Source organism: Arthrobacter sp. Hiyo1 (assembly GCF_001263615.2).
Lineage (GTDB): Bacteria > Actinomycetota > Actinomycetes > Actinomycetales > Micrococcaceae > Arthrobacter.
The window spans coordinates 1-6,641 of record NZ_DF952481.1 but is presented as its reverse complement, the minus strand read 5'-3'; the positions used below and the strand labels follow the sequence as shown (position 1 = coordinate 6,641).

Here is a 6,641-nt window from a genome sequence, read left to right as displayed (position 1 = left end):
GGCCGACCAGGCCCAGACAACAGCGATCACCGCCGGGGAAGCCGTCGCCACGGGCACCGGCAAACTCATCGACCGTTCGTTCGACCCCGCTGTCGGGACAGTCACCACTGCCGTGTCGAGCTATGTTCCCGCGGGCGTGGCCGGGCAGCGGACAGCCCCGGCTGAACGAAACACCATCACACCGAAAGAGTCTTCCGCCGCCCACCCGTCACCGGGGAAACCTGCCATCAAGGGCTCAGTGCAGCTTGGTTCCAGCCCCACGATCAACAGCGCTGTCATGCTCGATTCCGGCCCGACGATCAATTTGGCCAGCAGCACCGACACCCCGACGTGCGCGATCGGCCGGTTGGATCCGGCCATGCAGGTCATGCAGCCCTCCAACGCGCAGGTGAACTGGGCTGTACAGATGGCCGAACAGGGCCTGTTGTCCGGGTCGCAGTATGCCCGGCCGGCGAACTTCGCGAACATGGGACTGGTCAGCTACTCGCCCAGCGATGACTTCTCGCCCATCCCGCTGGACCACCCCACAGGCAGCACGCAGACCACTGTCCCGCGTTCGGTCATGCTGGGCATCCTGGCCCAGGAGTCCAATTTTAACCAGGCGTCCTGGCATGCCCTGCCCGGCATCCCGGCCGACCCGCTGATCGCCGACTACTACGGTGTGCCCGGCAGCATCGACCAGATCGATTACCCGAACGCTGACTGCGGTTACGGCATCTCCCAGGTCACCGACGGCATGCACGTCGGCGACGTCTCGATCTCCCACCACGGGCAGATGAAGATCGCCAACGACTACCAGGAAAACATTTCCGCGGGCCTGCAGATCCTGGAAGGCACCTGGAACCAGCTCTACGAATCCGGGATCACCGCGAACAACGCCGACCCGTCCAAGCTGGAAAACTGGTACTTCGCCCTCTGGGCCTACAACAGCGGAATCCAGCCGACCGCGGCATTCGGGAACACGACCGGCTGCACCCCCGGCCCGAGCTGCACCGGACCCGACGGAACCTGGGGGCTGGGCTGGGCGAACAACCCCCGCAACCCCTCCTACCCGCCGAACCGCACCCCGTTCCTGCAAAGCACGTACGCGGACGCGGCCCACCCGGGCGACTGGCCCTACCAGGAACGCGTCCTGGGCTGGATGGCCAGCCCCCTGATCCGCTACGGCTACTACGGCTACTCCACCCCGGACTACCACGGCACCAACTGGCCGCAGCTCCCAGGCCTCAACGCCATGTGCGACAGCAGCAACGACTGCAACCCCGCCGACTCCACCGGGGCATACTGCTCTCTGGCCGATTATGAGTGCTGGTGGCACAAACCCGCCACCTGGGTGGCCACGTGTGCGACCACCTGCACCACGTCGGCCTACGAATACGGCGCCGGATCAACGGAACCTACCTATGCGGATCCTCATCCTCCGACTTGCAACCTGGATGGCACCGTCCCCTCGGGCCCGGGCGGCGCGCCCATCATCGTCGATGATCAACCCTCCCCGCCGCTGAATACTGTCGGATGTTCCGGGGAGAACTGGTCCAGCAACGGCACGTTCGCCATGAACTACGGTAAAGACACGAACGGTGTCACCGTCGGCCAGATCGACACGCACCAGCTCGGGGTCGGTCTCGGCGGCCGGATCCTGTTCACCCACACTCAACCCGCCAATCAGCCCCAGGTCATCAACACCGGTGTGTGGACCCCGAACCTGCCGAGCCTGCAGTACTACAAGATCAAACTCCATTTCCCGGCCACCGGGGCCACCGCTACGGACGTGGTCTACACGATCAACCCGGCGGCGGAGCCGCGCCTTGGAAGATCCGTGTCAATCAGGACTGGGGCTCTGAACAGTGGGCCACCATCGGCACGTTCGCGATGCAGAACGGCGGGACCGTCAGTCTGGACAACACTAGCAACATGACAGCCGGGGCCTACGATGTCGCCTACGATGGGGTCGCGTTCATCCCGATGGGCGGCACCCCGGGCACCCCGATCGGCGGCCCGCCGGGAGTCCAGGACGCGCCCAAGGGCTCGAACCCGGCCTTCGTGAACTGTGGATGCGTCCAACGCACCGCCGGGGACCCGGTCAGCACCCAGACCGGGTACTTCGGTGAAAGCGCGACCGACCTCGCCACCCCCGGGCTCGGCTCGCCCCTGAACGTGACCCGTTCCTATGCCTCCGCCATCGCCGACCCCGCCGGGCCCAACGGCTCAGGAGCCGCCAACGGACCCTTCGGCTGGGGCTGGACCTACAACTACGGCCTCACCGCCGCCACGGACGGAACTACCGGCAAAGTCACGATTACCCAGGAGGACGGCTCAAAAGTCGCGTTCACCCTTGCCGGCGGGGTCTACACCCCGACCGCACCACGCTTTGACGCAACCCTGAGCAAAGCGGGAACCACCTACACCTACACCCGCCGCGGCACCGCGGTCTTCACCTTCGATACCGCCACCGGCAGGCTGAGCAGCGAAACGGACCTCGCCGGCACCGTAGCGACCCCCGCGTACGCCACGAACCTGGCCTACGACGGCTCAGGACACTTGTCCACCGTCACGGACCCTCCGGGCGTACCTACACCTTTACCTGGACCGGCGCCCACATCACCGGCGTCAAAGACACGGCAAACCGCCAGGTGAGTTACGTCTACGACGCCAACTCGAACCTGACCGATGTGTACGGGGTTGGCACCACCTTTACTGGCGGAACCCCGAACGACGCAGACCACGCCCAGTACGGGTACTCCTCCACGCACCTCATCACGTCCATGCGCACCCCCGTGAACTACGGCAAAACCGGGACACCGACCCCGGTCACGTCCATGGTCTACGACACCTCCGAGCGGGTCACCTCCCAGACAGACCCGCTCGGACGGGTCACGACGTTCACCTACGGCCCCAACACCGGGGCGAACCTCGTCCAGGGGCAGACCCTTGTCACCGACCCCGCCGGCCACAAGACCATCGACAGCTACGACGTCAACGGGCTCCTCACCTCCGAAACCAAGGGAGCCGGGACCGCCGATTCCGGGACCTGGACCTACACCTACGATCCCGTCACACTGGGGGTCTCCACGCAGGTTGACCCCGACGGGCACACCCAGACCTACGCCTACGATGACCACGGCAACCGGATATCCTCCTCCGACCCCGCCGGGAACACGACCGTTGCCCAGTACGACAACGCCGGACACCAAACCCTCGCCATCACGCCCACCGGGCTCAGAACGGCCACCAGTTACACCCCGGCCGGGGTTCCTTCATCCGTCGCTGTGAGCCAGACCGTTGAAGACGCCGAGCTGGGAAACCCCGCCGGCGGCACCGGTGGCTCCGGAGCGGCAGCACGCACCGTCAGCTACGGCTATTCGGATGCGGCGCATCCCGGTGAGCCTACCTCCACGACAGATGCACGGGGCAAGATCACAACCGCGACCTACGATGCGTTCGGTGACCTCACGAGCACGACGGATCCGCTGGGCAACAAGACCCTCATGGGATACGCGACAGCAACAGGCTGGCTCACCAGCACCGTAGCGCCTTCGGGAACGGCAGCAGGAACCCCAATCACGTGCACTCCGCCGGCGAAGGGCTGCACCACCGCCGCTCACGACGCCTGGGGCCACACCACAACCCTGACAGACCCCCTCGGTCACCACACAAGCACGGCCTTTGACGCGGACGGCAACAAAGTCACCGCCACAGACGCGGACGGCAATGTGACCACCTCAAGCTTCGACGCGGCCGATCAGCAGACGAGTGTGAAGGCCGCCGACAACTCCGTCACCGGAACGCTCTACACACCGGATGGGCATGTCTCGGATACCGTGGACGGCCTCGGAAAGCACACGACCTATGGCTATGACGGGCAAGGCCGCCAAACGACCGTCACCGACGCCAACGGCCACAAGACCACGACCGCCTACGACACAGCAGGACTGAAGAAGACCGTTACCACCGCGAACAACATCACCGCCACATTCTCCTATGACACGGCCGGGCGGATGAGTTCCCTCTCCTATTCCGACAGCACACCGGGAACCTCCGCTGTCAGCTACGACGCTGCGGGCAGGAGGACCGCGGTCACGGATGGAACCGGAACCAGCACCTGGGTCTATGACGTGTTCGGTGAAATCACCAGCCACACCAACGGCGCCGGCGCGACCATCGGCTACGGCTACGACCCTTCAGGGAATGAGACGAGCCTCAGCTACCCCGGACAGGCGGTCCCGGTCGCGCAGACCTTCGACGACGCCGGACACCTCTCCACCGTCACCGACTTCGCCGGCAACAAAACCAGCATCGGCTACACCGCCGATAACCAGGTCCAAACCCTGAGCTATCCGAACGGCACTATCGTCACCAACACCATTGACAATGCCGGGGCACTGAGCGCCTCTGCGCTCACGAAAGGTGCTACGACCTTGGCGTCCCTGAGCTACACGAGGGACAACGCCAACCAGATCACCGGTCAAACTCCCACTGGGCTCCCCGGGGCAGCAGAAACCGACGCGTACAACAACCTCAACCAACTCAAATCCGTTACTTCCGGCGGCACGACTACCACCAATGCGTACGACGCCGCGAATAACGCCTCGACCCTACGGGGCGGCACCCAGACCTTTGACGCAGCAAACCAGCTGTGTTGGTCCAACCCCACAATCGTCAGCAGTCCGTCCTGCGCCAGCAAACCGGCGGGCGCCTCAGGCTACGGCTACGACAATGACGGCAACCGGACCATCAGCACACCCGCGACCGGTTCGGCGACCACCTACACCTACAACGGCTCCGATGAACTCACGAAGGCAACCACCGGAACCACAACCACAACCTATGCCTATAACGCAGGCGGGCTGCGGACCAGCAAGACAACTGGAACCACGACAACCAGCTTCACCTGGGACGACGCCAAGGTCGCGAACCTCCTCACCGACGGGACCAACACCTGGATCCACGGCCCCGGCGGTGTCCCCCTCGAACAAATCAGCGGAACCCAGCTGCAGTTCTTCTTCACCGATCAGATCGGATCCACCCGGGCGCTGACCGACAACACCGGCAATGTCGTAGCCACCTATAGCTTCGACGCCTACGGCAAAACCACCGGACACACAGGAACAAGCACCACACCCCTCCAGTACACCGGCGGATACACAGATACCGAAACCAGCTATATCTACCTCCGGGCCCGCTACTACGACACCAATACGGCACAATTCCTGACCAAAGATCCCGCCTACCAAAGGACTTTGCAGTGGTTTGCATACGCCGGTAACAATCCGTTGAATATCGTTGACCCGCTCGGTCTCTGGGGTTTCTGGGACACGGTCGGAGCCATTGGACTGGGTGTGGCTATTGTGGGCCTCGCGCTCACGGGTGTCGGCGCAATCGCTGAGATTGCAGCGGGGTCGGCCTTTGTGGCGGGAGAGGCTGTCGCCGAAGGGGCGGCAATCGGTGCGGAGGCCGCGGACGCCGCTGCACTGGCTTCCGAGAGTGCAGATGCGGCCACTGCGGGTGCCGAAGAGGCATCGGCAGCGAATGCTCCGCGCGAGGTACCATGGGCTAAACCGCTGAAGAACGTGGGAACTGCGATGGGCGACCTAGGTTTTGCCGGGGACGCCGTCAACTGCGGTGCCACCGGAGATGACCTCGCATGTGCAGCAACGTATGTCGGAGGTGTGGCGCTTGGCTTTGGCTGGGCTGCAGGTGCAGCCGGTGTAGTTGGCGGTGGATGGGACGTCGGTAGTCTTCTCTTTGGAGCTGGCGCATCCGGAATCGACGGCAAGAGCACCTGGGACGCGGTGGTGAAGGCATGCTCAGGAAAGGGCTAGATACCAACGATTTCAAGGCAGGAAAAATGCGTTTGAGCGTGGATGCCCGGATTCGGCGGGAATGGACCCCAAGGGTAGGTGAAGCAGCGGCAGCGAAGCTTGTCCGAGGCATGCACGATCGCTTCATCCAGCTCTCTTCTGCCGTTTTCATTTTTCTGTGGGCGATGGTTCCGTTGGCAGTCTCCGCTTCGATTTGGACGACTTTGCCTGCTCTCTTCCGGGCGTTGTTCACTGCTGCCGCACTAGCCGCCATCCTTTTCGGAATGGCCATGCCGGGCAGGCGTCGCGCCAAGCGAACGAGAGAAGCTGCCGTATGCGCCTTAAACTACCTCCGGGCTACAAACTACCCACGGCTCACCCGGCTCCCTTACACGGTCATGAGAAACCCACGGGCGTTCGATAAATACATTGGTTCCATCCCGTCAAACTAGACCGTAGGACGATTTCAGTAACAGTGCTACGCCGCCCATGATTATATGACCTTCATGGGGGTCGCCGTAGTATCCGGGAAAAATCGGGCGGATAAGGCTTGGGTAGGCTCCTGACCAAGAGATTTGTGGTGGTGGTCGGAGGGCGTGCTGAGTGGTTGTTCAGATATTCACGGATGAAGAGTTGGAACGGCTCCGGGAGTTCCCGGAGATCGGCAGGGATGAGTTGTTCCGGTTTTTTACCCTGTCGCGGCGGATCTTGCGTTTGTTGATCCTGGCCGGGGAAGGGGCGCCTCGGACAGGCTTGGCCTAGCGGTAGCGCTGTGTACATTGCCGTGGCTTGGGTTCGTGCCGGATGAGGTGTCGTCCGCACCGCGGGTGGCGGTCGCGC

General features: G+C 63.5%; 3 protein-coding genes and 1 pseudogene. All 4 read left to right on the top strand.

Annotated features, from left to right (window positions below):
* Window positions 1–1,918: transglycosylase SLT domain-containing protein (locus tag AHiyo1_RS25905; RefSeq protein ID WP_216363331.1), on the top strand; the 1,918-nt coding region annotated here is incomplete at its 5' end.
* Window positions 1,915–2,637, top strand: a complete 723-nt coding sequence (locus tag AHiyo1_RS25900; protein WP_059390228.1) for a DUF6531 domain-containing protein — start codon at window positions 1,915–1,917, stop codon at window positions 2,635–2,637. The genes AHiyo1_RS25905 and AHiyo1_RS25900, both read left to right, overlap by 4 nt.
* Window positions 2,634–5,822 carry an RHS repeat-associated core domain-containing protein gene (locus tag AHiyo1_RS25895; protein WP_059390227.1) on the top strand — a complete coding sequence of 1,063 codons (3,189 nt, stop codon included), beginning with the start codon at window positions 2,634–2,636 and terminating at the stop codon, window positions 5,820–5,822. The genes AHiyo1_RS25900 and AHiyo1_RS25895 overlap by 4 nt, the downstream gene beginning before the upstream one ends.
* Window positions 5,823–6,499: 677 nt before the next feature.
* Window positions 6,500–6,641, top strand: a pseudogene (locus tag AHiyo1_RS28455) (DUF4158 domain-containing protein); the annotation flags it as partial.